The organism is Streptomyces sp. 17_S59, assembly GCF_056930295.1.
On the sequence record NZ_JBXOWD010000001.1, the window covers coordinates 943,056 to 962,243 of the forward strand.

30 protein-coding genes are annotated in these 19,188 nt (G+C 65.6%); 11 read left to right on the forward strand and 19 right to left on the reverse strand.

The genetic code is table 11. The features are described from left to right. Nucleotides 1-94 precede the first annotated feature (94 nt). The 11 genes from AC1Z4A_RS03935 to AC1Z4A_RS03985 all read left to right on the forward strand — a co-directional run bounded on the left by AC1Z4A_RS03935 (nt 95) and on the right by AC1Z4A_RS03985 (nt 8,739). Nucleotides 95-916, forward strand: coding sequence for a phage tail domain-containing protein (locus tag AC1Z4A_RS03935; protein ID WP_483676415.1), 822 nt, complete (start codon nt 95-97; stop codon nt 914-916). A 63-nt stretch (nt 917-979) separates the two neighbouring features. Then, the gene (locus AC1Z4A_RS03940; protein ID WP_483683499.1) at nt 980-2,407 is read left to right on the forward strand and encodes a siphovirus ReqiPepy6 Gp37-like family protein; all 1,428 of its coding nucleotides are present in this window, start codon (nt 980-982) and stop codon (nt 2,405-2,407) included. Between the two features lie 81 nt (nt 2,408-2,488). Then, nucleotides 2,489-3,478 carry a hypothetical protein gene (locus AC1Z4A_RS03945; protein WP_483676416.1) on the forward strand — a complete coding sequence of 330 codons (990 nt, stop codon included), beginning with the start codon at nt 2,489-2,491 and terminating at the stop codon, nt 3,476-3,478. An 8-nt stretch (nt 3,479-3,486) separates the two neighbouring features. Continuing rightward, complete coding sequence (locus AC1Z4A_RS03950) at nt 3,487-4,254, forward strand: hypothetical protein (RefSeq protein WP_483676417.1); 768 nt, start codon at nt 3,487-3,489, stop codon at nt 4,252-4,254. Further along, nucleotides 4,244-5,080, forward strand: coding sequence for a hypothetical protein (locus tag AC1Z4A_RS03955; RefSeq protein WP_483676418.1), 837 nt, complete (start codon nt 4,244-4,246; stop codon nt 5,078-5,080). The genes AC1Z4A_RS03950 and AC1Z4A_RS03955 overlap by 11 nt, the downstream gene beginning before the upstream one ends. 51 nt (nt 5,081-5,131) lie before the next feature. After that, on the forward strand, nt 5,132-5,662 hold the full coding sequence (locus AC1Z4A_RS03960; RefSeq protein WP_483676419.1) for a hypothetical protein: 531 nt from the start codon (nt 5,132-5,134) through the stop codon (nt 5,660-5,662). Then, nucleotides 5,662-6,312 (forward strand): hypothetical protein, encoded by a 651-nt coding sequence (locus AC1Z4A_RS03965; protein WP_483676420.1) that lies wholly within the window; start codon nt 5,662-5,664, stop codon nt 6,310-6,312. Before AC1Z4A_RS03960 ends, AC1Z4A_RS03965 begins: the two co-directional genes overlap by 1 nt. After that, nucleotides 6,312-6,923: a hypothetical protein gene (locus AC1Z4A_RS03970; RefSeq protein WP_235482034.1), complete on the forward strand. Its 612-nt coding sequence runs from the start codon at nt 6,312-6,314 to the stop codon at nt 6,921-6,923. The genes AC1Z4A_RS03965 and AC1Z4A_RS03970 overlap by 1 nt, the downstream gene beginning before the upstream one ends. Nucleotides 6,924-6,931: 8 nt before the next feature. Continuing rightward, entirely contained in the window at nt 6,932-7,189 is a 258-nt protein-coding gene (locus tag AC1Z4A_RS03975; protein WP_235482035.1) for a hypothetical protein, read from the forward strand. Nucleotides 7,190-7,259: 70 nt separating this feature from the next. After that, the gene (locus tag AC1Z4A_RS03980) at nt 7,260-8,486 is read left to right on the forward strand and encodes a LysM peptidoglycan-binding domain-containing protein (RefSeq protein WP_483676421.1); all 1,227 of its coding nucleotides are present in this window, start codon (nt 7,260-7,262) and stop codon (nt 8,484-8,486) included. Between the two features lie 67 nt (nt 8,487-8,553). Further along, the gene (locus AC1Z4A_RS03985) at nt 8,554-8,739 is read left to right on the forward strand and encodes a hypothetical protein (RefSeq protein WP_483676422.1); all 186 of its coding nucleotides are present in this window, start codon (nt 8,554-8,556) and stop codon (nt 8,737-8,739) included. A 55-nt stretch (nt 8,740-8,794) separates the two neighbouring features. Here the strand turns inward: AC1Z4A_RS03985 and AC1Z4A_RS03990 are convergent, their stop codons facing one another. From AC1Z4A_RS03990 to AC1Z4A_RS04080, 19 genes are all read right to left on the reverse strand, one after another. Beyond that, nucleotides 8,795-9,652, reverse strand: a complete 858-nt coding sequence (locus AC1Z4A_RS03990; protein WP_483676423.1) for a hypothetical protein — start codon at nt 9,650-9,652, stop codon at nt 8,795-8,797. A gap of 269 nt (nt 9,653-9,921) precedes the next feature. Further along, a complete protein-coding gene (locus AC1Z4A_RS03995; RefSeq protein WP_483676424.1) occupies nt 9,922-10,326 on the reverse strand; it encodes a hypothetical protein in 405 nt (134 codons plus the stop codon). 269 nt (nt 10,327-10,595) lie between these two features. Beyond that, nucleotides 10,596-11,363: a hypothetical protein gene (locus AC1Z4A_RS04000; protein WP_483676425.1), complete on the reverse strand. Its 768-nt coding sequence runs from the start codon at nt 11,361-11,363 to the stop codon at nt 10,596-10,598. After that, a complete protein-coding gene (locus tag AC1Z4A_RS04005; protein ID WP_483676426.1) occupies nt 11,360-12,712 on the reverse strand; it encodes a YfjI family protein in 1,353 nt (450 codons plus the stop codon). The genes AC1Z4A_RS04000 and AC1Z4A_RS04005 overlap by 4 nt, the downstream gene beginning before the upstream one ends. A 109-nt stretch (nt 12,713-12,821) precedes the next feature. Next, the gene (locus tag AC1Z4A_RS04010; RefSeq protein WP_483676427.1) at nt 12,822-13,082 is read right to left on the reverse strand and encodes a hypothetical protein; all 261 of its coding nucleotides are present in this window, start codon (nt 13,080-13,082) and stop codon (nt 12,822-12,824) included. After that, nucleotides 13,073-13,321 carry a hypothetical protein gene (locus tag AC1Z4A_RS04015; RefSeq protein ID WP_235482042.1) on the reverse strand — a complete coding sequence of 83 codons (249 nt, stop codon included), beginning with the start codon at nt 13,319-13,321 and terminating at the stop codon, nt 13,073-13,075. Before AC1Z4A_RS04015 ends, AC1Z4A_RS04010 begins: the two co-directional genes overlap by 10 nt. Nucleotides 13,322-13,333: 12 nt before the next feature. Continuing rightward, on the reverse strand, nt 13,334-13,543 hold the full coding sequence (locus AC1Z4A_RS04020) for a hypothetical protein (protein WP_483676428.1): 210 nt from the start codon (nt 13,541-13,543) through the stop codon (nt 13,334-13,336). Then, nucleotides 13,540-13,740, reverse strand: a complete 201-nt coding sequence (locus AC1Z4A_RS04025; protein ID WP_483676429.1) for a hypothetical protein — start codon at nt 13,738-13,740, stop codon at nt 13,540-13,542. The genes AC1Z4A_RS04020 and AC1Z4A_RS04025 overlap by 4 nt, the downstream gene beginning before the upstream one ends. Nucleotides 13,741-13,786: 46 nt before the next feature. Further along, nucleotides 13,787-13,984 carry a hypothetical protein gene (locus tag AC1Z4A_RS04030; RefSeq protein WP_483676430.1) on the reverse strand — a complete coding sequence of 66 codons (198 nt, stop codon included), beginning with the start codon at nt 13,982-13,984 and terminating at the stop codon, nt 13,787-13,789. Further along, nucleotides 13,978-14,376, reverse strand: a complete 399-nt coding sequence (locus AC1Z4A_RS04035) for a hypothetical protein (RefSeq protein ID WP_483676431.1) — start codon at nt 14,374-14,376, stop codon at nt 13,978-13,980. Before AC1Z4A_RS04035 ends, AC1Z4A_RS04030 begins: the two co-directional genes overlap by 7 nt. After that, nucleotides 14,373-14,822, reverse strand: a complete 450-nt coding sequence (locus tag AC1Z4A_RS04040) for a hypothetical protein (protein ID WP_483676432.1) — start codon at nt 14,820-14,822, stop codon at nt 14,373-14,375. Before AC1Z4A_RS04040 ends, AC1Z4A_RS04035 begins: the two co-directional genes overlap by 4 nt. A gap of 126 nt (nt 14,823-14,948) precedes the next feature. Beyond that, entirely contained in the window at nt 14,949-15,461 is a 513-nt protein-coding gene (locus AC1Z4A_RS04045; RefSeq protein ID WP_483676433.1) for an antirestriction protein ArdA, read from the reverse strand. Beyond that, a complete protein-coding gene (locus AC1Z4A_RS04050; RefSeq protein WP_483676434.1) occupies nt 15,458-15,727 on the reverse strand; it encodes a hypothetical protein in 270 nt (89 codons plus the stop codon). The genes AC1Z4A_RS04045 and AC1Z4A_RS04050 overlap by 4 nt, the downstream gene beginning before the upstream one ends. Before the next feature lie 10 nt (nt 15,728-15,737). Further along, entirely contained in the window at nt 15,738-15,965 is a 228-nt protein-coding gene (locus AC1Z4A_RS04055; protein ID WP_483676435.1) for a hypothetical protein, read from the reverse strand. A 291-nt stretch (nt 15,966-16,256) separates the two neighbouring features. Beyond that, a complete protein-coding gene (locus AC1Z4A_RS04060; RefSeq protein ID WP_483676436.1) occupies nt 16,257-16,511 on the reverse strand; it encodes a hypothetical protein in 255 nt (84 codons plus the stop codon). After that, nucleotides 16,508-16,852, reverse strand: coding sequence for a hypothetical protein (locus tag AC1Z4A_RS04065; protein WP_483676437.1), 345 nt, complete (start codon nt 16,850-16,852; stop codon nt 16,508-16,510). The genes AC1Z4A_RS04060 and AC1Z4A_RS04065 overlap by 4 nt, the downstream gene beginning before the upstream one ends. Next, nucleotides 16,849-17,232 (reverse strand): hypothetical protein, encoded by a 384-nt coding sequence (locus AC1Z4A_RS04070; RefSeq protein WP_483676438.1) that lies wholly within the window; start codon nt 17,230-17,232, stop codon nt 16,849-16,851. The genes AC1Z4A_RS04065 and AC1Z4A_RS04070 overlap by 4 nt, the downstream gene beginning before the upstream one ends. A gap of 275 nt (nt 17,233-17,507) precedes the next feature. Continuing rightward, nucleotides 17,508-17,759: a hypothetical protein gene (locus tag AC1Z4A_RS04075; RefSeq protein ID WP_483676439.1), complete on the reverse strand. Its 252-nt coding sequence runs from the start codon at nt 17,757-17,759 to the stop codon at nt 17,508-17,510. A gap of 11 nt (nt 17,760-17,770) precedes the next feature. Next, the gene (locus AC1Z4A_RS04080; protein WP_483676440.1) at nt 17,771-18,124 is read right to left on the reverse strand and encodes a hypothetical protein; all 354 of its coding nucleotides are present in this window, start codon (nt 18,122-18,124) and stop codon (nt 17,771-17,773) included. Nucleotides 18,125-19,188 lie beyond the last annotated feature (1,064 nt).

Here is a 19,188-nt window from a genome sequence, read left to right on the forward strand (position 1 = left end):
CTGGGGGCACACCTACGTGTCGATCACTGGTGGGGCCGGTGAGGGGGAGATCCCTCTCACCGGTTTCTCCGGCCGTCATTGGCCGGGGATCTTCATGCAGGCCGGCGCCACTGGCCTCGACATGCCCCCGGTCGAGACGTACTTCGACGTCAGCCCCAATTTGGCCGGGTCGACGGTCAGGTCCTCCCGGGTCGCGGCCCGGGAGATCATGATCCCGGTCTTCCTCTACGGCATCGACCGGTACACCGTCCGGCAGCTGAAGCGGAAGCTGGTCCGCACCCTCAATCCCGACCATGGTCCGTGCACCCTGCGCATCCAGGAGTCCGGCCAACCGCCCCGCTACCTGACCTGCTTCTACAAGGGCGGCATGGAGGGCAACGAAGGCGAGGACAGCGCAGGGTTTCGCTGGGCGCGCTACGGCATCCAGCTCACGGCCCCCGACCCTTATTTCTACGGTGACAACTTCCATGTGGTCCAGTGGACCTTCGGGGGCGGCCAGCCGCTCCTCAGCGACACCGGACCGCTCTTCCCGCTCAAGCTCAACGCGGGCGTGGTCTCCGACACGGCCCTCCCGGTGCTGAACCCGGGAGACACCCAGGCGTGGCCGGTGTGGGAGATCAAGGGCCCCGTGCGCTCCTTCACCCTGTCGCACGGCGACCAGTCGTTCGGCATCACCGGGCCCGGCCCCGGCTCCGGGGAAGTCGTCCCCGGGGGCCGGACGCTGCGCATCGACACCCGGCCGGGCGCCAAGACGGTCCGTGACGACCTCGGCCGCAATTTCTGGCCGGCACTCGACCCGAACCCGGGCCTGTGGGCGCTGCCCTCTGGCTCTTCGCGTATCGGCGTGCAGCTGGTGCCCGGCAGTGGTTCCGCCTCGCTGACCATGACCATCAAGCCCCGTTACGAAAGCTACTAATTATTTGGCGTACCGAATATTTGTCCGTGACCGGAACCTGAATCTCGTCGGAGAGCTGGACACCTGGATCAAGCTGGATTTACTGTCCGCTTCTGCCAGCAAGGCTCCTGGCAGCTTCTCGTAAAGGCCGGCACCGAGCAGGCCGAACTGCTGCAACGCGGCGGCGGAATTGCCATCTATCAAGATGGCGTCTCCACTCCCGTTTTCACGGGCCAGATCGACATGTTCCAGCGGTACTGGACCAACGCCCAGCACACCGGTCCGGGCAGCCTGTACGTCGGTGGCAAGTGCGACAACAAAATCGTGTACGGCTACCTCGCGTTCCCCGGTGTCACGCGGGCTGGTACCGATCAGATGGGCCCGCTGCCGGTGGCAGAGCAGTGGAAGGGCCAGGACTCCCGGCCTGTGGGTGGCCCGGCCGGGCAGGCCCTGTGGGTCGAATGCGACCTGGCCTTCGGTAACCGGGCTTTGCCGGACCGGAGGATCGAAGGCGTCGATGTCGGCACGAACCCGAAGATCGGCGGCGACGTCAGCGGCACCCTCCGGTACGACAACCTCGGCACCGCCGCCGAGAAGTGGTGCCAGGACAAGGGCATCGGCTATCGCCTCCTGTGGAACCCGGCGCGCAAGAAGATCGAGCTGGACATCTTCGAGCCCCGGGACCTCTCGCGGCACGTCCGCTTCTCCAAGGAGCTCGGCAACCTCCGTGAGGCCGTCTGGACCCTGACCGCCCCACGTGTCACCCGCGCCATCGTCGCCTGCCAGGGACAGGGTGCGGATCGCTACCTCCACCAGCAGGTCGACACCGAGGGCGAGCAGCAGTGGGGCCTGGTCGCCGAGCAGTTCGTCGACCGACGTGACATCCCGCTGAGGACAGACGCCCGCGGCGAACCGGAGTTGGTTCTGCGCAAGAACAGCGACGGCACCGAGGAGCTGGGCACCGGCCCGGACGGCGCCGAGTGGACGCCGGCCCTGGCCGATGCGAAGAAGGCCGACGCCGAGGCGCAGAAACGCGTGGCCGACGCGGAGACCGCAGCGCGAGAGGCAAAGACCGAAGCGGAGAAGTCGAAAGCCTCGGCGCAGCTGGCCGCAACTACAGCAGCAGCCACAAGGGCCAAGGCGGGTCTCGCGCTTGCCGTCGAAGGGGCCAAGAAGGCCATGCTCGCCCACTACGTGAAGGCCGTCCAGGATGCTGCTGCCGCCGCTCTCAAGGAGGGCGAGAAGGCTGGCAATTTCCAGGTCTATCCCATCGATACCCCGCAAACACGTTTCGGGGTCGATTACTTCGTGGGCGACAAAGTCACGATCGCTATCGATGGCGAGGAATACAGCGACATCGTGCGCGAGGTGACCATCACCGTCGATGACGGGGGCCGGACCGTGTCGGTCGCCCCGAAGGTCGGTCAGCAGGGCATGGGCGACCCCTTGAATCTCTACAAGACCGTATTCGAAATGCGGGAAAAACTGCGCAAGCTCGAAGCAAGGATGTAATTGGCAGAGATCAGCTTTCCTTTCACGAAGGACAATGCCGGGGGTGGCCGACAGGCCGTTGGCCAGACCGACTGGCAGTCCATGGCGCAGATGTGGGGCGGGGATCGCGTTGCGACCAGGCTCACCAGCAGCTCCTACACCGGCGCCGCGCTCCCCTTCGCCATCAAGGTCGTCGGCGACCGCACCGTGGAGATCTCGCCGGGCGAGGCGTGGGTCGGCGGGTTCTACTACCGGCTGGACGCCCCGATCGCCTTCGACATCGGCGCCAACTTCGACCCCGCGAAAGACCGGCGGGACACCGTTGTGCTGCGGGCCGACATCCCCCGCGGCTCGGTCAACATGACCGTCGTCCAGGGCCAGCCCTCAGCGAATCCCATCGCGGTACAGCCCAGGCGGAAGGCCGGCCAGGAGTGGGAGCTGGTGATCCACGAGCTCAAGGTGCCCCGGGCCAACGGTCGCGTCGAGCCCTTCAACCGGGCGCCCTTCGACATGCCGAACCCGGTGGCCTTCCCGTGGAACGCCGGGGACTCTGCCGCGTTCATGCCCGTGGGCACCTTCGTGTACGACCTCGATTCGGATGCTCGCCACGTGCAGCAGGAGCTCTTCCGGGGCCGTGATGGTCTCGTGCCGTCGATGACGCTCGGCAAGTCGTCGACGTACACGCCGCAGCTCATCAACGCGGCCAGCGACCCGAAGGGCCTGGTCTGCCGGGGCCGCTGGCGCTGGATCGCGCCGAACACCTGCTGGTTCTCCGTGGACTACCGCAACGACTCCGACGCGGAGATCCGCACCAAGCAGGACGCCTTGTCCTTCCAGCTCCCCGTCCCGCTCAACGGCAGCACCGGCCAGGCGTTCACCGGCTACCTGCTCAACTTCGACGAGCGGAGCGGCCTGCCCAACATGGCCGCCTTGACGGGCATGGCGTGGGCCGGGCATCGCGGCCAGACAGTGAAGATCACCAACCAGTCCGCGACCTCGCTCCGCGACGGCTTGGACTACCTCCTGGTGTTCCCGCCCCGCGCGTCGATCGTCTTCTCCGGCGTCTACGAAGCCAACCAGTTCAACGAATAAGGAGGCGCATGGAGCGCAACATGTTCGGCGGCTCCGCCTCCGACGTCGCCGAGGACGTCGACGGTCGACGGGTATCCGGAGCCCCGGTGACGATCTGGGACGGCCCGTCCGAGACCGCGAACCGTGTGATGGACGTCCAAGACACCGACGGCGCCATGCTCGACAGCGGCACCGTCGTTGCCGATCAGCACGGCTACCTGCCCCCGTTCTACGGCCCGCCCGGCGTCGAACGCCTGTGGGCCGACTCCGGCGTCCGCCGGGTCGAGCTGATCCCCGTCAATCTCGGTGTCCGCCTCAAGCGGCACACCGAGCTGGACCCCGACCCGCACAGGGCGCGCGAGTACGCGGACGGCCGGTTCGCCCAGACCGTGAAGCTGACCGGTCCGAACCAGGCCGCCGCCGGGACGACGGACCCGTGGGTCACCGTCGAGGCGCCTGACGGCTCCGGCGACGTGGTGCGCATGACGCGCTCCGGCACGCTGGGCACCAACTTGAAGGCGAACGGCTGCTGGTACCTGAACCCCTTCGGCGACAGTACGCCCCTGGTCATCAACACGAAGCCCTTGACGGACAGTCGACCCGCCATCTCCGTCACCACGGACGGCCCCGACGCCGCATTCCGCGTCTACAAGAACGGACTGGTCAAGGCCGCCGGTCCGATCGAGGCCGGCGGGCCCGTGACCGCGCCGAACATCGGTGCAGCGCGGGTCTTCAGCGGGCCGAACCCGCCCGCGAATCCGCAGCCGGGTGACGTGTGGGTGAAGTATGGCGCTTGATTACCACCCCGTGCTGGTCTGGACGGACAAGGGCTGGGTGGAGACGGAGAAGAAGGTCTGGAACGGGTCAGCCTGGGTGAGCCGTCCCTCAGTGCGGTACTGGGACGGCCAGGAGTGGACACCCCGGCCCCCGGCGCCCCAGGAGTTCGCCACGTATGTCGGAAGCAATTCCGGCTCGTCCTCGAACAAGCGGTACGCCGCGCTGCCGGTTCCTCCGGGCACGCGGGTCAACGACTTCGTCGTCAGCATCTGTGCGAGCATGAGCGGCCTGCCGCGGCTGCTGTCCCCTGCCGGGCAGATGCCGCAGGTCCTCGGCAGCAATCAGGACGAGATCTCCCTGGCCGTCGCCTGCTGGCCGTACACCGGTGCCGAACACCAGGTCCTGTGGGACCTCGGCGCCTCACCGCAGGCCAAACTCGTGAACCTGGTGTACCGCAACGGCGACGTCGCCCAGCAGTCCCTCACGCCGGTCAGCGACATGCAGGTGTACAAGTTCGTGGACCAGATCCCGCTCATGGCCAGCAAGGACTTCACGGGCGTCTTCGTCGCTCTGACGGTCTCGCGCCAAGTCACGAGCTACCGGTGGCCGGAGGGGCTGGTGCCCCGAGAGTCGGCCCTGGGGCGGTTCGGCTCCTACGAGATCAGCGTCTTGACCGCGGACACGCCTGGCGCCGGAGCATCCGCCGGCACCCTCGGCCTGAACACCGCCGTGGACGCCGCCAGCCTCTACCTCGTGACGATTCCCGGCCGCAGTGACGGTCGACCGACCTGGATTTTGGGCGACGACGTTGCGTCGGTGCTCGGCGTCAGTACCTACCTGGGGTGATGTGCAATCGAGATCAAGACCTGGGCCCAGGGCCCGGTGTCCGTACAGGACATGAACACGCAGGTTCGGGATGTGCTCAACCTGCTGATGGACCCGCCCGGCTGCCGCCGGGCCGGGAAGACGTCCCTCGGCAAGGACGCGGGCAGCTGGGCTGTGTTGACATTCGAACCCCCCGGACAAGGTACCGGCCGGGAGCATTCCTACGACTCGACCGGCACGGCCATGTCCAACTCGCTCATCCGCATCACTGCCCCCCGTGACGGCCTCTACGAGGTCACCGCGGGCGCGGTCATCGGCTCCTACCAGACGGGTGGCAAGATCGGCTACGCACGCGTCGCCATCGCCAAGGGCATCACCGAAGGCGCACAGTTCGAGCCCAACGCGTTCTTGAAGTTCGGCTGTCACCGAATCTGGGACTCGCACCGTTCCGGCACCGGCACGGCGACGATCCCCCTACGGGCTGGCGAGTGGATCGCGCTCGCGGGCTTCGCCGAAGGCGCCGCCTGGATGTTCTCCGACGACAAGGAGAACGCCGGAGCCGCCACCTATCTCGCGATGCAGTGGGTGGGTGAGTACCCGTAATGCCGACACCTGAGAACCCCACGTGGACACAGCGCGAGATCGTCACCGCGCGCACGATGAACACTCGCGTCCGAGACCCGCACCGGTTCCTGTACCAGTCGCCTTCCTGCCGGGTCACCGCCCGGCAGCGCGGCACGTACAGGGACAGCTCGGTGAACTGGGTACCAGCTGATGCCCTCGATCCCGGAGGAAAGCTCTCGGGCCGGTGGTTCACGTTCGCCTGGTACCTGCCGGGCCAGGGCATCCAGCCCCCAAACGAGTTCGACACCGCGGCGCTGGCACGGCCCGATGCGACCGCTACGGGCGTGCCGTACGCACTGCGCCTGTACGCGCCGGAGGACGGCCGGTACGACGTGGCGTTCGGCGGCGTCATCGACGCCCCGGGCACGAAGCCGCTGAACATGCACGTCAAGCTCGGCAAGAACATGGCGAACGAGTCCATGTGGTCCGACGACGCCCGCGTGTTCGCGTCGTCCTCGCCCGGCCGTTCCAACATCACCCGGGGCTTCGGCTCCCTCGCCGCGACGGTCCGCCTTAAGAAGGGCGAGTCCGTGAGCGCGGGCGGTATTTGCGACCAGTCGTTCCTCCTCGGCAACAAGGAGCTGCCGGGCAGGTCCTTCTTCTCGATGCGATGGGTGGGGAGGTACTGATGAACACACCCGTGATCGAAGACTGGGTTGAGCGGGATCTCGTGGACCCGGCCATGATGAACCGGCGCGTGCGGGACGTCCACGCTCACCTGTTGCGCCCGCCGGCCGTGCGGGTCATCGGGGTGGAGTGGACGGCCCGCAAGGGCAGCTACACCCACCTGCCCTGCTACCCCGTGGGCAAGCAGCCCGCGGGGATCGCGTACGAGACCCGGGCGGGCATGGCACCGACGAATTCGGCGGGCAACGTGGTCGGGCTCGTGGCGCCGGTCGACGGACGCTATCGGTACACCGTCGGCGGGAACATCTCCCCGAGTGGGCAGTCCGGGGGCGCCGACGCGGTCCACATGCTGTGGCTCGACGTCGCGGTGCTGCCGACCGTCGACTTCAACACCACCTCTGTGGGCACCACTGCCTTCACTACAGGGACCTTGTCGTCGTGGACGACGTACAGCAACTGCGGCACGTTCACCGTCGAAGTGCCCATGCGTACCGGGAACTTCATCAGCTGCGTGGCCCGCACCCCTGACCTCAACGGCATCGGCTGGGCGGACGCTCGCTTCCACACCACAGCCTGCTTCCAGGAACTTCGCTGGATAGGTGACATTCCATAAGCACATCCGTGATCCTCAATCTCCTCGGGATCACCAGCATCATCATCGGCGGCTACGTCGTCGTCCGCGCCTCCAAGGAGGTCCGCACGGCGGACGTCTGGCGCGAGGAAGCGGCAGCGCAGAAAGCGCGCGCTGACCGGCTCCAGGACGACCTGTCGGAGATCAAGCTACGGCTGACCCGCATCGAGACGGAGAACCAGCGGCTCGTCGAGCTGCTGACCGCACTCGATCCGGCCCGCGTCGCAGCCCTCCGCATCCCCCGATGAACGAATTAATCCCGATGGACAGCCCGCTTCGGCGGGCTTTTTTCATTCAACCGAGACTGAAGGAGAGCCCTTGGCAGGCACAGCAGCCTCCATGGCCAACCTGGCCCTGACCCAGGTCGGCTACAAGGAAGGCGCCAACAACTACAACAAGTACGCCGAGCAGACCCCGGGTCTTCAGGTCGACTGGGCGATTTACGGCCCCTGGTGCCAGTCCTTCATCAGCTGGCTCGCGTGGAAGACCGGCAACCGCGACGTCATCCCGACCACCGCGAGCTGCTCGGTGTGCACCGACTACTACAAGGAGCGCGGCGCCTTCAGCCGCACCCCGCGCGTCGGCTCGCTCGCGATGTTCGGCTCCGACGGCGGCACGCACGTCGAGCTGGTCATCGCCGTCTACAACGGCGGCGCCGACATCGAGGTGGTGGGCGGCAACACCAAGGACTACCCGGCGCCGAACGGCGACGGCGTCTACCGCAAGCGGTACAACAACTGGGCCTCGACGACCCGCATCCACGGCTTCGGCCACCCCGCCTACTCGGGAGCCGGCGTCATCAACGACCGGGGCGGATCGTCGGGGAAGTACAAGATCAAGGCCGGGCAGACCCTCAGCGGCATCGCCGCGGTGCTCGGCGTCACCCTGGCCTCGCTGCTCGCCGCGAACCCCCAGATCTCCGACCCCGACGACGTCCACGAGGACCAGGAGATCAGCGTCCCGGCGAAGCCCGCTGAGAAGCCGAAGCCGTCGACGGACGACAACGACAAGCCCACGCCGACGGTCCCGGACACCGGCTCCGCCACGGGGACGTACACCGTGCGCTCCGGCGACTCGCTCAGCGCTATCGCCCGCGCGCACGGCATGTCGCTCTCCCGGCTCCTGGCCCTGAACCCCGTCGTCACCGACCCCGACGTGATCGCGGCCGGGCAGGTGCTGAAGGTCACGGGCTCGCCCCGCCCTGCCCCGTCGACGGGAGGCAACGAGGGTTCGAAGACGCCTGCGCCGAAGCCCCGGCCTACGCCGGAGCCTTCGAAGCGCCCGGACTGGACTGATCGCTTCGACCGGATCGACCGGGAGCTGCGGGAGGTCAAGGACGAGCTGGGCCGCATCAAGGAGCAGATGAAGGACAAGCCGCAGCCGCCGAAGCCGGAGCCGACCAAGCCCGTCGAGCCCCCGGTGCCGGTCAAGCCGACGAAGCCCGAGCCTCCGGTGCCGGTCTCGCCCGATGTGTCGAGGCCGACCGACATTCCCGTCGTCCCCCAGCAGGTCATCCCCACCCCGGAGGTAAAGAGTGCTGCGTAACCATCCCGTACGGCTCACGTCGTACGTAGGCGCTGCCGTCCCATTGCTCGTCGCCAGGTGGCCGGGCGTGGACTGGTACACCCTCGCGGGCCTGGTCCTGGGGATCGTGGTCGCCGGCGAGGGCGCGCAGAGGCTCGAAGACGCGAAGACCTCCGCAGCGCAGCTGGCGTCGTCTCCGTGGGATGAGGCTGCGGACCGTCAGCGCAGGCTCACCGCGAAGGAAGCGGTAGACGCCTCAGGTGCCAGCGCTTAAATGTTGCCCGGATGACAGCGATGAGTCATGTGTCGGGGAGTGCACCCTAGGCCAATCACATCAGTTTATGGAGCCTTTGAGCAGCTCTGCTGACATTTCGAAGTTGAGTACGCAATAGCTGGGGCGGCACTGCCGATTTACCTTTTCCGGCGGAATCGGCAGTGATTACGGCTGCGGCCAGATGTGTCAATGCGGCAAGAAGATCCATCGCGCTCTGGGGAATCTCACTCGACGCGCCCTGCGGCTCCGATTGCTGCTGAGTCAGCTTGTACAGCCGGTGAGCGATTTCCCATTCCCACCGATCGATGTCACCACGGGAAAGGATCTCCTTAAAGGCGCCCGATTTAAGAACCGAAGCTTCTCGAATCTTCTCCAGATCTCGTTCTGCGCGGTCGAACAATGCAGCAGTCGCCAAATCAAGGTCTTCCTTGGGTAGCACATAGCGCCCATGGTGAAGTCGGGCAACCCGATTGGCTTTACGAGTATTCCAGACAAAAACGATCGTCGCGCAAGCAGTCCCGAATACCCCCAGTGCCACCCCCATGACAAAACCAGGGACAGCGATAAGGAGATACGTACCAGCATCGGGATGCCACCCCTCTTCGAAGGTCGCGTGCTCCACAATCTTCGGCACAACAATTCCGGAAAGAACCACCCCCAAAGCCAGTGTGACAAGCAGAGAGTTACCAAAAGTTGACGCAGGAGGCAAGGGGACCTTGGGCGCTTTAGGCGGTGCGAGACTCGCCGGAGTCAGACAATCTCGGCGTTTTCCAAGCAACTCGCGATCTCGCGCCGGAATTTCTAGATCGAACACCACCTGCCGATCCTGACCCCTCTCCAGGAATCCGCCAAAAAGGATTTCGCCGAGGGCAGACATTAACTCCGACTCTTCGTCCCCCCAGATGACCCCCACTCGTCGAGTGTAGAGCGGACCGGCAGGCCGCTCCACCTACCCCGGCTCGTCTATACCGAATCTCAACACAGTGCACAGTACGGGATGTTCGAGGTGCGGGCGATGATGCATCGCGCCACCACTGGTTCGGGCGGGAAGGCCGATTGCACAAGAATTCATCAATCTTGTGTTCAATTCTTGGCGCCTTGGGTGAAAGATTATTTGCCTGCACCCGTGAATGAAGACCCAGAGGAAACACGGCCCCCAGCCTCACGGCTGGGGGCCGCCAGTTACCCTTCCTGAGCCTTGCGGCGTCGGGCCTTCGCCTGCCGCTCCGTCGCTTCAAGACCCGCGACCATGCGGTCCCAATGGTCCGGCGTGACCACGGTCGTCGTCGGCACGAGGATTTCCCCCTCGTCGTCGATCCGACTGTCCGGGTGCGTGAACAGCCGGTTGTCCAGCTTGACTCGCACGTCCAGCCCGCGCTCGTCGTTTCGAACCAGACTCGCCTCGTAGCCGTGATCCACATAGCGCATGGCGACCTTGATCGCCTCGAACCGGTCTTCCCGACCGAACCGGCTGGTGATCAGAGAGTGCTTTTCGCCGACGACCACCATGACCGTGGAAAGTTCCACGTCCACCTGGTCAGCCCAGTTGCGCGCCCATTCGATGGCGTTGCGCTCCAGCTCACTCATACGTACTCCAAGATCAAATATTGGCAGGAGGCGGTCTACCGCCTCCATGGTCGCAGGCAACACGACGAGCGCCCTCCCTGTCCCCCGGTGGGGGTGGGGAGAGCGCTTTTTTTGCGTTGCCTGCGGCCAAGGTGGCGGCGGGTCCTACTCCGCCTTCCACACTCCGTCCCTCCACTTGCTCACGAGCACAGTGAAGCGGCCCCGCACCAGCTGCGCGGGCCGCCGTCTGGGCATCGCGAGCGGGGTAGCCGGGGTCGGTCTGTCAACGCTCACGCGGCGGGGCGGAACTGCTGCTCCGGAGTCAGCCACCCGATCACCCGCCCCGAGGTCAGGTGCAGGACGGCCCGGCCGAACCCTGGCCCGTCGTCGGTCGACAGCCAGCCTTCGTAGAGCACTCCGCGCTGGGGCCGGGCGGGGGTGGCCGGCTCCGCCTCTTGCGGGGGCACGTCCTGCTCGGCTGCTGCCGGTTCCGGGGTGCCGGCGTCGTCAGGGGCCGGGGCCCACCAGATCGCGGACTGGTGGGCGGTCGACAGCAGCAACTCGCCCGAGGCTGCGTCGCGGATCTCGTAGCACCCAACGCCGTAGGAGATCCTGGCGACCACGGGATTCGACGGCTCGGCGGACCGCTTCCCGCCCTTCCCACCGAACCGCACGAGGACACTGGCGCCGGTGATGCGGACACCGGGAACGAATCCGACCGGGCCGTTGGTCCAGTCGTCCGGTGTGGGCCTCCGGGCAAGCTCTACCGACCCGGAGTCCGGGAAGAGGGTGGTCCAGGTGGATCGCTCCTTCGGGTTCGTGCCTTCGAGCCCCACGCACAGCCGTACGCCCTTCACCCGCGTTCCGCTGCGCTGCGCGGTGACGGCCTTCGGCGGTGCCAGCAGGGTTCCCGTGCGGGTCACCGTGTGGCCCCGTGAGTCGGCTCCGCAGGCGGTCACGTAGTCGCCGACAGTCAGCTTGTCGAGGGTGCTCTTCTTCGTCATGTCCTTGTTTCCGTCGTCGTTCCCTGCGCGGCTGCGTACGGTGGGGCTGCTCACGCCACCACCTCCAGCTCCAGCTGAGGCTGCTCGCGCTCAGCCACGGGCTTCTTGCGTGCGGAAGTCCGCCGCTTCGGCTTCGCCGCGACGACGTGCAGGTCCGCCTTCTCTTCCCCGGCCCTCTGCTGCGCGGCGGCCTTCTTCTCGGCCTGCTCCTCGTCCAGGAGGAGGTAGTGGGTCGTCGGGGCTCCCCGGCCGCCGGTCTTCTCGGTCCAGGACTCCACACGGTCCATTCGTTCGACGGCCGTCTTGAGGCCGGCCGCGTTGGCGCGGCTCCCCAGCGCCCGCAGGATCTGCGTGGACGTGGCCGTGCCACCGAGGCGGGTGAGCACGTCGATGATCGACTCCTCCAGCGTCTTGACGACGCGGGCTCCGGTGGCCGTGGCGGCCTCGCGCACCAGTTGCTCGGTGGAAGCCATGCTGTACTGCACGAAGGCCCATGCGGCTTCCAAGGCGCGTTTGCTCACCTTGGTCTTCATCTCCGCAGCGGTGAGCACGGAGGCGACGCGGATCACCTGTTCCTCGGAGCGCTCCATGAAGCAGGAGATGGACTCGGGGAGCCGGAGCAGGCGCCCCTCGATCTCGTCCCGGAGTTCGTCGAAGCGGTCCGCAGCGCCCTTGGTCAGCTCCATCACCCGCTGCTCGGCGCACGCCCACCGGTACGCCTCGCCGAGCCGCCACGCGATGGGCGCGGTGGTGTTGGCCGTGTACGGCAGCCGCTGGGACTTCTCGGTCTTCACCGGCAGGATGCGGTTGAAGCTGCCGCCCAGGGCCTCGGAGGCGGAGACGTACTTCGCCCACTCCCCCGGCGTGATGTGCGCGTGGAACCCGACCAGCGGGCGGGTGACCTCCTGGACGCCTTCCTTGGTGTGGTTGCTGACCGCCTTGCCGTCCCAGGCGGTGCGCAGGAGCGGGGAGAAGGTGGCGCACTTCTTGGCGCGCTTGAGGACCGTGGCCCATTCCTCCTCGATGATCATCGCCCGGCCGTCGACGCCGGTCTCCGTGCCCATCGTCTCCAGCTCCAGGGCGAAGAGGTGGTCGACCAGGGCGGGCCCGCTCGCGATGCCGGACTTCGTCCGGGCCTTCAGGTACTTGCCGACGCCGCTGGCGAGGATCTGCTGGGACGTCCCGAGCGCGTAGCCCTTGCGTCCGTAGGCGGACAGGCCGGCCAGCACGGTCCACACCACGACCGGCCTGCCCTTGTCGGTGGTGGTGGTACGGCTGATAGCCGAGGAGAACTGGCTGAGGACGGCGGCGTAGACGCCGATCGGGTCGGCCTCGGTGTACGGCATGGCGGCCTGCACGGCCTCGCCGATCGGTCCGTAGCTCATGCCCTTGAAGGCATTCATGTCTCTGCTTTCCGCAGGCGGCCATGCGAAAGGGGCCAGGGTTCGTGACCCTGGCCCCTTCTCGGTGCCTGCTGATGTTTGGTGTGGTGTCAGTGGTTGTTGCGCGCCGCTATGCGGCGGTCGTGAGCTGCACGTCCCACGCGGTTCCGCGCAGTTGGCGTCGCGTGACCCGGTACTCGTCCACGGCCTCGCCGACGAGGCGTCTTGTCACTGCTTCGGGCTGGGCGTACTTCTTCGCTGCGTCGCCGCAGGTCGCGAAGACCTGGTCGAGCTCCTTCATCCGGTCCCGCGCGCTCACGTGTTGAGCTGCATGGCGGGCAAGTTCGCGGATGGTGTCACGGTCTTCGAGGAAGCGCTTCATCAGGCCCACTGCCGCTCCTTCGCAGGCTCGACGTCGGCGAGGCGGCACGCCCGGTATTCAGCAGGCGCGATCACGCGGCCATCGATGACGCTGATGAGTTCCTTGGTCTTCACCGTCACGCCTATGAGCGTGGTCCGGTTCATGGGTGCCCCGCTGTGGACGCCTCCGACGATGTGGCCGTCGACCTTGCGGCCCTGCCAGCACTTGCCCTTGACGTATTGGCCGTGCCGGTACTGCTTCGGTATCACTGCTGCTCTCCCTCAGCGATTGCGGCGCCGCACGGGGCGCCAGGTTGTGCCCGGACAGGTTTCCTCGGGGGCCGCGTGGTCGTCGCAGCGCGGCCAGGAGCAGAACCGCTTGTCGCCGTGGTGCTCCCAGTCCTCCCACCAGGTGGCGGGCTCGTCGCACATCTGGCACTTGACGTCGCCGTTCGGCAGGCGGGTGGGCTTGAAGACGCGTCGTGTTCTCATGCGTGGTCGACCACCGTTGCGCAGAACTGGCAGAGCAACGCCATCCCGCGCTCTTCCGGGTTGGACCAGGGGATGCAGAGGGACGGTCCGTAGAGGTCCTTGGCCCACTCGTCCCACTCGTGGTCGTTGCCGCACGGCTGGCATGCGTATTTGGTTCCGAGGAAGCTGCTCGGCCAGCGCCAGTAGGGGTTCGTCACTGGTGTCCTTGTGCTCGTGCGTCTGTTGGTGGGTGGGAGGCGCTGTTCAGTCCCGGACGGGCCAGGAGAAGCCAGCCCCGCGGGCTCGCCACTGGACGGCCTCGTAGAAGTCGCCGCCGCCGTTGTCGGCCAGCTCCTCCAGGACGACACGGGTCAGGTGCATGGGGTTGGGGACGCGGGACCGGACGGCGACGGCATCGGCAGCCGCGATCAACAGTCGGGCGAGGGCATCAATGATCAGCATTGGGTCTCCAGGGGAAGTTCGGCAGCGGCAGGGCGGGCCAAGGTGAGGTCGAACGGGGGGCGTCCGCGTGCGGGGAAGTCGCCGTCCGGGCGGATCTTGATGAAGCCGCCGGGCATGGCGTCGAGCCGGATCGGTGGGCCGGTCTCGGCCCACTCCTCCTCCCAGCCCGAGGCCGGCCGCCCCTGCGGGGTTAGGGGGACGGGCATGGCGTAGGCGGTGATCTCCTCGGCGAAGTGCTCGCGCCACGCGTCGAAGATCGGGAAGAGGTCGGCGAAGTCGTCCGCCTCGACGCAGGCGCGGGCCTGCCGGGGGTGGGTGTCCTCCGCGTAGTCGGGGACGTCGGGTCTCGTCTTGTCGCCGAGGGCCATCATCCAAACGGTGGGGGCGGTCATTCCTCGCCCTCGCTGATCTCGATCGGGTCGGCTTCGAAGAACTTCATGTGCCGGGCCTTGTACTCCCGGCGCAAGAGCCGCCGCATGGGGCGGTTGAGGGGAATCCCGGGAAGAGGGCCGGGTGTGACGGCGACCGCCCGGTCGATCAGCAGATGCGGGGATCGGGACCGGATGTGCTTCGCGCATGTCTCACAGGCGGACCAGTCGTCTCCCATGTCCAGGCGAGTGCCGTCGGGTTGGTCCTCGAACACGGTCTTCCGTGTGCGGAAGTGGGCTGTGCCTCCGGGCTGTGAGCAGAAGTCGCACATGTAGATCACGCGAGAGTCGACGGGGATGGGCTGGGGCTCGTGGTCCCACGCCTCCTCGTCCCGGTCAGGGTGGATGAACTCTGGAGGGCTGAGCCTCAACTGGTCGGCGTAGTAGGCGTTGAGCGGGGTGAAGCACACGCCGCACATTCGAGGGTCAGGTGTAACCGACACTTCTTTGGTTCCTTGATTGCTGGGTCTCGGGCGGTCGTCTGACCGGCCGTGGCCGCCCTCGGCCGACTCGGGGCCAAGAGCGACGACGGGCGGTCAGGCGTTGGCGAGAACGGCCAGTCCCTCGGAAGTACGGACGGTGACGTACTCCCCGCCCGCCTCCCAGTCGTGTGCCATGGCCTGGGCAATCGACCAGCGGTAATTGCGGTACGGCTCGGGCAGGTCGCCGAGGTCATCGATCCACTCGCAGGCGTAGTCGGCGAGGGAGTCGTGCACGCCACGGAACCTGTCGTCGATCGCCTCGGCGATGTCCTCGGGCTCCAGGCCCTCGCCGCGCAAGTAGCCCACGACCTCGGCTGGATGCTGGGTCACCAGCTGCGCGAGCGCGGCCACCGTCTCCAACGAGTCGTACTCGTGGATCTCAATGCCGTCGAAGCCTTCGTGATCGTGGATCGCCCACTCCTCGGCGTGGGGTTCGGGCGATGCAGCCAGCATCGCGGTGACTTCCGCGCCGATGTCCTCAGGGCTCTGGTCGGCGGCGATCCACTCGCCGTGCAGCCGTCCGGACACATAGTCGGAGAGGCTGGCGACGTAGATCCAGGGGCTCATTCCTCGGACACCCCGACCCAGTCGTAAAGGAACGGGTTGTAGTCGTCGTGGTAGTCCTTGCGGTAAATCTTCGGCGGGTTGGTGACGCCGCTCTCCTCTGCGATGTGATTGAGGGTCAGGGCGGGCATCTCGCGGTAGAGACGCTGACGCCAGGCCCCCAACACGATGTCTACGAAGGGTTGTTGTTCATCGCCGCGCCAGATACGGACTCGGGTGCGGCTGCGGTCTTCTTCCCACTCCCCGGCGCGGATTATGATCTCTGCCATGTGTTATTCCTCAGTGAATGGCGCACAGCCCGTAGGGCCTGCACCAGCCGTCAATAGGGCGGTCGATTTCGAGCTGGTGGCCGTCCCACCGCTCCAGCTGGGCTATCCAGGGGTCAAGGTCGTCTGCGCAGACGTGGGCGGTGATGGCGACGCCACCCGAACGGGCCGAGATGACGTGTCGCGAGGCCCCATGACTCGGGTCGAATTCGCAGCGCAGATGGGGCAAGGGGACAGTCACGCGCACACCCCGCACCGCTGAACGTGATTCTGAAGCTGGCGCGCCATACTCTGCCGAATTCCAGCAACGCGGGTTACAGCACCGCGAGCGATGTAGTCGATCTCATGGCTCGTCGCCTTTGTCTGTGCCCGCTCGATTTCCTGCAAGTATTCGGCTTCCGCCTTGGCGAATCTGTGGCACTTGTACTTCATGACGCCTCTATCGAAGTCCGGTTGGGCACTGCCGTAGCTGACAGGCCATGTAAAAGGCCGCTCGACTGTGCCGAGCGGCCTTAGACAAAGCTCGTCAGAGCTATTCGGTCTCTGCAAGGATTCGTTCGAGAGTGGCGATCATCTGGCGCGCGTTGGTTCGACTCAGGCCCATGAACCCTTGCGTTTCCCATTCGTTGGAGCCGGTGACGACGTCAGAGGACCACACCGCTATCGGATTTCCGACTGAGTCCGAGCCGAGTTCCAGGGTGTGCCGCATTCCGCTGTCCTCGGTCACCCAGAACTCACGAACTGATCCGTCCTCCGGGTAGTCCTCAAGGATGTAATTCGTCGTCATGCCGTCGCTACCTCAAATTCCTTCATGAGCTCACGCAATAGCTGCTGAGCGGCGAATGCCTGATCCGTCTGGACCTCGTCCATCCGGCTTGTCTCGCCGTCGCTGGCCTCGTTGGCGACGGGGTCGTACGAGGGCACCACCTCTCGGAGCGTGGACAGCCATTCCGCCTCGTGATCCCGGATTCGTGTGAGTACGTCCAGTACGATGCGCTCGAACTCGTCATCTGGGCACTCGTGCTCGTCCCACTGGCAGTGGCCACAGAAGGTGGCTTCGTCGTCCTCAGGCAGGTATCCGAGGTCCATTCCGCACGAGCCGCAATTCGCGTTGCCGTTGAAGATCACTTCTCCTCCTGGTTCTTCAGGAAGGTCTCAAGCTCGCGGAGGCCGCGATTACGGAAGTCCTCGGTAAGTTCGTCAGCCGCAGCCTCGATGGCGTTCTGTTCCAACTCCTGCCACTCTTCCTCGACTTCCTCGAAGTAGTGCAGCGCGCCAGCGGCGACTATCTTTGCGGGGTCGACTCCGTTGAGTCGGGCGAGGTGAAAGAGGTTGGCCATAAGATCCCCGGCCACCTCTCGGATCACCTCTTCCCCTACCTCAAGCGTCCCGGGGAAGTACGCCTCTCCCTTCTGCCCGGTCTCATGCCCCATGGCCTCCATAGCCACCAATGCCCAGCGTGCGCGCTCTTCATTGGCCCCTGCGGCGCCGTCGTCGTAAATGCTCATCTCGCTACCTTTCAAATCCCCTACTGCCGGACTGCCAGGGCTGACAGGCCATGCAAAAGGCCCGACCATCAAGACCGGGCCTTGAGCAAAGCGCGTCAGTCGCGGGCAGTTTGATCCCAAGCGCGGAACAGTGCACGCATGGCGACTGCTAGCAGAAGGATGCTCAGGGCGTGATTTAGGAGCGTCATAGGTATTCCTCGCTTGTCGTTCTGGCGTAGCCGGGTGACTAGCCATGGCGAACGCACGCCGCAGCGTGCGTCACCAAAGCGGGTCACTCAGTCGTCACACCACTTAGGGGAGTTGGGGATGTTGGGGATTTTTTCCCGTATCCAGCATTCGTCAGGGTTGTTCGCGATTACCGGCGCGAGCTGTTCCCGGATGTCGCGTGCCCCATCTTCAAAGCCGTCATTGAACGTGGCAACTGAGCTTTGCTCTTCCCCGATGTGACGGATCGTGGAATCTAGGAGCATTCCTCCACCGATTCCGAGCGACCACGCGGAGAGCAGGGCCAATAGGTGCTTCCTCATGTGCTGCGTCCTTACAGGTTGATCACGTCGCCGGTAGCGACGTCGTAAATGGCCTTCTGGGACTCGAACTCGCCCACTAGCAGGGCTTCAACGCGGTCCGCGACGTTCATAGAGATGTCGAGGTAGACCGTGCCGCCGTCAACCCACGCTCCGTAGTAGAGGCGCGGGTCAGACTCGATGCGGTAGGCGTACTCCCGCATGTAGTTGGCCAGTTCGGCATTTCCGAACTCGGAGAGTGGAAAGGTTCGCTCACTCCCGTTCAGCGACACCATGAACCCTGAGGAAGGAAGCGAGCGGCCCGGTGCGTAGGTCGCTCCGCCGTTCTTCCTGATCTCTGCGACAAGGGTTGTGGTTACGGTTCCCATGATTACCCCCCTAGGGTAGGTTACCGGTCAAGTTTGAGGTATAAAAAATGGCGCCTTTCTCAGGCAGCCACTAGCACCCGGTCCTGGTTTTTGAGCTCCCAGGCTGCCCGCTTGGCTAGCAGCTTCTCTGCCCTGGCGTCACTCATCGCGTAGCCCGACCCCTTAGGGGTGGCTCGCCGTGTGGTGCGGTGCATGGTCGGCGTCAGCCCTTTCGGCTTGCCGCTCACTCGATAGCCCTTGGCCATTGTCTCTGTCCTCCATAGCGGCCCCCACGGTTGCTATCCCGTGGTGACCACTAAAGAGACCAGATTCCCTGACTCTTCACCTCCGATGAAATGGCCCGGAAGGTAGCCCACCTAGCGGCGTGACCCTTTAGGAGCTAGTCCTACGCGGTCTGTGCGGCTGAACCACTGCGGTCTATCTGGGCCGTGGTTCCTGGCCCTGTCGGCGTCTCGCTCTTTCCGACACCCAGAACATTACGCAGATTGAGGTTACCGGTCAACTTTGAAAGCCGTGACCTGGGTCACAATCAACATATCGCATTGACTCTCAAGAGGAAGTGCGCCTGCACCCGCGAAATAGACCTGAAAGACGCGTCGAGTCAAGATCAAACCGAGTGATCCACATCTCACCTCAGGAATTAACGACGAATGAATGAATCAATTCCCAATTCACACAGAAAGCGCGACCCCGCTCACTCCTTTATTAATTCATTCAACGCGCAAGCCCGGGGGTAATACCCACATTCTTTCGTTCAGGACCCGCCGCGGGGCCCGTCCTCTGGGCGTGTACGGGTATGAAACATCAGTGCAGCCGGCCCAACTGCGCTCCCGCGCGACCCTCAGCGCCGGCCCCGGACCCGAGAAGGCGACCCCAGGCCCCTGCGCTGCCTCCTCCAGAGGGCCTTGGGGCTGCCCGAGGGGGCGGATGAATGAATTAATGGCGCTGATGCGAGTGATCCGCCCCACTCTTACTGCGTTCAGCGTCCTGGAGCGCCCGGAAGGACACCGACATCTACTGTGCAGGGGGTTCTATATGAACCAGAGGGCCCCCTCCTCAACGAA

What these genes read in the sequence shown, in the direction of transcription:
- AC1Z4A_RS03935 (WP_483676415.1), top strand. Translation starts at nt 95, where the DNA reads ATGCAGGCCGGCGCCACTGGCCTCGACATGCCCCCGGTCGAGACGTAC.
- AC1Z4A_RS03945 (WP_483676416.1), top strand. Translation starts at nt 2,489, where the DNA reads ATGGCGCAGATGTGGGGCGGGGATCGCGTTGCGACCAGGCTCACCAGC.
- AC1Z4A_RS03950 (WP_483676417.1), top strand. Translation starts at nt 3,487, where the DNA reads ATGGAGCGCAACATGTTCGGCGGCTCCGCCTCCGACGTCGCCGAGGAC.
- AC1Z4A_RS03955 (WP_483676418.1), top strand. Translation starts at nt 4,244, where the DNA reads ATGGCGCTTGATTACCACCCCGTGCTGGTCTGGACGGACAAGGGCTGG.
- AC1Z4A_RS03960 (WP_483676419.1), top strand. Translation starts at nt 5,132, where the DNA reads ATGAACACGCAGGTTCGGGATGTGCTCAACCTGCTGATGGACCCGCCC.
- AC1Z4A_RS03965 (WP_483676420.1), top strand. Translation starts at nt 5,662, where the DNA reads ATGCCGACACCTGAGAACCCCACGTGGACACAGCGCGAGATCGTCACC.
- AC1Z4A_RS03970 (WP_235482034.1), top strand. Translation starts at nt 6,312, where the DNA reads ATGAACACACCCGTGATCGAAGACTGGGTTGAGCGGGATCTCGTGGAC.
- AC1Z4A_RS03995 (WP_483676424.1), bottom strand. Translation starts at nt 10,326, where the DNA reads ATGAGTGAGCTGGAGCGCAACGCCATCGAATGGGCGCGCAACTGGGCT.
- AC1Z4A_RS04005 (WP_483676426.1), bottom strand. Translation starts at nt 12,712, where the DNA reads ATGAATGCCTTCAAGGGCATGAGCTACGGACCGATCGGCGAGGCCGTG.
- AC1Z4A_RS04020 (WP_483676428.1), bottom strand. Translation starts at nt 13,543, where the DNA reads ATGAGAACACGACGCGTCTTCAAGCCCACCCGCCTGCCGAACGGCGAC.
- AC1Z4A_RS04030 (WP_483676430.1), bottom strand. Translation starts at nt 13,984, where the DNA reads ATGCTGATCATTGATGCCCTCGCCCGACTGTTGATCGCGGCTGCCGAT.
- AC1Z4A_RS04035 (WP_483676431.1), bottom strand. Translation starts at nt 14,376, where the DNA reads ATGACCGCCCCCACCGTTTGGATGATGGCCCTCGGCGACAAGACGAGA.
- AC1Z4A_RS04045 (WP_483676433.1), bottom strand. Translation starts at nt 15,461, where the DNA reads ATGAGCCCCTGGATCTACGTCGCCAGCCTCTCCGACTATGTGTCCGGA.
- AC1Z4A_RS04050 (WP_483676434.1), bottom strand. Translation starts at nt 15,727, where the DNA reads ATGGCAGAGATCATAATCCGCGCCGGGGAGTGGGAAGAAGACCGCAGC.
- AC1Z4A_RS04060 (WP_483676436.1), bottom strand. Translation starts at nt 16,511, where the DNA reads ATGACGACGAATTACATCCTTGAGGACTACCCGGAGGACGGATCAGTT.
- AC1Z4A_RS04070 (WP_483676438.1), bottom strand. Translation starts at nt 17,232, where the DNA reads ATGAGCATTTACGACGACGGCGCCGCAGGGGCCAATGAAGAGCGCGCA.
- AC1Z4A_RS04075 (WP_483676439.1), bottom strand. Translation starts at nt 17,759, where the DNA reads ATGAGGAAGCACCTATTGGCCCTGCTCTCCGCGTGGTCGCTCGGAATC.
- AC1Z4A_RS04080 (WP_483676440.1), bottom strand. Translation starts at nt 18,124, where the DNA reads ATGGGAACCGTAACCACAACCCTTGTCGCAGAGATCAGGAAGAACGGC.